Raw genomic sequence first — 714 nt, forward strand, 5'->3', positions numbered from 1 at the left:
ACCACTCGGCGGACGTAGCCTAGCAACCGATGATTTTACGACCTTAGAAGATGATGACTTTCTAGCCTAAGGAGCATGTGAAGATGATTAGCTGGTTTGTTGGAATATTTGCTGGCGTATTGCTTCTTGATTTCGTGGTAAGAAAACTTGTCAGTCTTTATATCGAAGTCAAAAACATGCTGAACAGAAAGTAAGAAAGTCAAGGAGGTGGCAGGTTTTCTGTCACCTCTTTTATTAACTTGGAGGTGATGTAATTTGGAAAATTTGAGTGTGGATTTAGAGACGTTTTCGAGTGTAAATCTTGGTAAATGTGGTGTTTACAAGTACGCAGAATCTGATGATTTTGAGATACTGCTTTTTGGCTACAGTGTGGACGGTAGTGAAGTTAAAGTCGTTGATTTAGCACAAGGTGAAACCATACCCGAGGTTGTGCTTTCCGCTTTAACAGATGAAACAGTAACCAAGTGGGCGTTTAACGCTCAGTTTGAAAGAGTCTGCTTATCACGCTACCTGCGAGATAAAGGCATCAATGTTAACCCTAGTCAGACAGTGAAAAGTGAAAGCTTGTTTTTAAACCCAAGCTCCTGGCATTGCACAATGATCTGGTCAGCCACCCTGGGGCTTCCCATGTCTTTGGAAAGCGTGGGAGCAGTATTGGGGCTTGATAAGCAGAAACTCACTGAGGGTAAGAATCTTATTAAATATTTCTGCCTG

The 714-nt window shown here is 42.0% G+C and carries 1 pseudogene; it reads left to right on the plus strand.

From position 1 onward, the window contains the following. Positions 1–255: 255 nt before the first annotated feature. Positions 256–714 (plus strand): annotated as a pseudogene (locus P0108_RS07150) (DNA polymerase); the annotation flags it as partial.

Source organism: Gardnerella sp. c10Ua_244 (genome assembly GCF_055818055.1).